This window comes from Psychrobacter sp. Sarcosine-02u-2, assembly GCF_002836335.1.
Taxonomy (GTDB): Bacteria; Pseudomonadota; Gammaproteobacteria; order Pseudomonadales; family Moraxellaceae; genus Psychrobacter; species Psychrobacter faecalis.
Map to the genome: position 1 here is coordinate 1 of NZ_PJBX01000032.1, position 2,151 is coordinate 2,151.

General features: G+C 43.6%; 1 protein-coding gene. It reads right to left on the reverse strand.

The window, feature by feature from the left end; all coding sequences use genetic code 11:
* Positions 1 to 131 precede the first annotated feature (131 nt).
* Positions 132 to 1,892 (reverse strand): RCC1 domain-containing protein, encoded by a 1,761-nt coding sequence (locus tag CXF58_RS01045; RefSeq protein ID WP_102076305.1) that lies wholly within the window; start codon positions 1,890 to 1,892, stop codon positions 132 to 134.
* Positions 1,893 to 2,151 lie beyond the last annotated feature (259 nt).

A 2,151-nucleotide genomic window follows, 5' to 3' on the forward strand; every position in this document is an offset into this window, starting at 1 on the left:
AATGCAAATAAGATGCTAAAGATGAATAAGCGGAAATTACCAAAACCGTAATTTAACAAGGGCAACATGAATTCGGCTGCCCTTGTTCACTACATTTGCTATTACATACTCATTTTAAAGATAAGTCGCGTTTATAGCTGGCTTGGTAAATTGACTGGCATCGGAGTGTTATACATCCAAACGTGGGTCGTGTCTTTATTACCGAGTGAGCCCTCAAAGCTCCAACCCCATGTAAATAATTGACCGGCTCTATGCGAGGTATTGGTATTAGTATTGGTATTAGTATTGGTATTTTGCTGCAGAGGTTTTTCATGGGCGATCAAGTGCATGATGCCCATCGCCATATTGTCGATATTTTTTAAGTTAGGTAATTTATTGGTCGGCTCATCTAAATCGTTGTAGACAGTTTTACCTGCGCTATTTGTCTCCCCAAACATACCCCACGCATAAAGAATACCGTCTGTCGCTGAGCCATTATTTGATTTTGGCTCGCTCGATGACACATTATCCAGTAACGCATAGCTGGCATTGCCATTGGCATAGATGCGGCGAATGTTTTTACCCGTAAACCATGGTAGTTTGGTTGGCTTAACAATGGTGCTTTTCCAAGCGTTTGGAGTGCCTTTGAAATGCTTACCGTTATAACCTATTTGGCTACTGGCATTAAGCCCCCAAGCGTAGACCGCTTCCTTAGTAGTTAGCGCCAATACATGGTCGCGTCCAGCGGCAAGTTGGGTCACTTTTTCAAGGCCAATGTTTGGGTCAGAGGCAAGCTGAGGAGTAGGGACAATAGCGTTAGTAGTATGAACGTCAACATTGGTATGAGCGTTGGTATTGCCGCTCAGAACATCAATACGAATCGGCCTTGCATTAACATTGATACAGTTATTGGCTTGGTTACATTCTTGCCCGCGACCTAGATTGGCATAGGCGTCGCTGCCCCAGCCCCAAACTTGACCTTTATCATCTAAGGCGTACGAGCTATTGGCACTGGCCACCACTTGCACGATATGCCCGATGTCAGCGGCTGCTGAAAAATCAACCTTAACCGGGGTGCTGCTCTCTATCGTTGTCGCATTACCAAGCTGTCCTTGGGTGTTGGCACCAAACGCCCACACGCTGCCGTCTTTGGTCAGTACCAAGTTATGATTGTAACCTGCCGCTACCATCAGCGCATTATTAATACCAGCGATAGCGCCAATATCTAGGCGACAGTCTTCGGTTTTACTACAGTCATTGCGACCAGTCTCGCCGCGTCCTAATTGCCCAGAAATATCTTCGCCCCAACTATAAACCTGACCTTTAGCATCTAGTGCCAGCGAATGATTTTGATTAAATTTAATAGACACCAGATCTTTTGGCGCACTGTGCATCAGCATGGGGGTAGCTGGATGACCCATGACGTCGGCAATTTTTGTCGTCATTCCCAGACCCGTTTGCCCATAATTATTGCGCCCCCAACCATACAGTTTTCCATCGCGCAGAGCAGCAGTATGTGAGCCACCCGCCGCGACAGTATCGCCTAGATAGACAGTTTTGGTCGAGCGCATGATGTTGCCGTTATTATCTGTGGCTTCTAAAGTGATTTTATTGCTACCCAATGCCAATAAAATACGCGCGTCAAAATTCCCGTTTGTATCAAAGTCTAAGCTTTGCGCCGGCTCTTCATTGCGCTTATAAGTCAGCGATTTGATGCCACTGCTATCTTGCACTTGCCCAGAAACAAATATCGCCGCCACCGCGCTATAGCCATCGGTAAAGTTGCTATCGGTGGTCAAAAGTGGCGGCGTCCCATCAATGATTGTCGTATCATCAGAATCATTGCCACAAGCAGTGAGTATTAAAGTTGCACTGATAAGTGCCACTGCTTGGGTAAGATGGGATAAGCGCATAAAAACCTCAATAAATGATCAATAAAAGAATAGGTATCTGAATATGGGAAATAACAACATAGCGTAAAATGGGTGTAACTATGGATGCGAATAATATTACAAATGATAATTATTATCAATATATAAATAAAAATGTTGATTTGATGGATTGAAGATAAGTGTTTTTATATAAGGGTAGTTAAGGTTTTTAGAAAATGAGTTTTAAGGTAAATAGTCAATACAATACAATGAATATTATTTTTGGATAGGCTTTTTTCTG